This is a genomic window from Massilia genomosp. 1 (genome assembly GCF_011682185.1).
In the GTDB taxonomy this organism is placed as follows: Bacteria; Pseudomonadota; Gammaproteobacteria; order Burkholderiales; family Burkholderiaceae_D; genus Telluria_A; species Telluria_A rubra.
This window is the reverse complement of record NZ_WHJF01000713.1, coordinates 1-204: the sequence shown is the minus strand read 5'-3', so window position 1 is coordinate 204 and position 204 is coordinate 1. Positions and strand designations below refer to the sequence as shown.

Annotated in this window: 1 protein-coding gene; it reads right to left on the bottom strand. The window is 64.2% G+C overall.

The features are described from left to right. A partial coding sequence (locus F1735_RS35385) for a transposase (RefSeq protein ID WP_187364450.1) occupies window positions 1-204 on the bottom strand: 204 nt, incomplete at both ends.

The window sequence follows — 204 nt, the reverse complement described above, 5'->3', positions numbered from 1 at the left end:
GGGCGAACGGTAGGGGTGGTTATAGAACGCCAGCGGCTGCTGCCCGTAGCACGCATCTTCCGAGTGATCGAGGTCGAGAATCAGGCGCTTTGGCGGGCTGGCGAAGCCGGCAATGAACTGTTCAACGAGGGCCTCACTGACGCGGTAGATGTCCTGGCGGCTGGCCGCATGTTCGAAGCGCGAGATGGTCGCGCCGGACGCCAG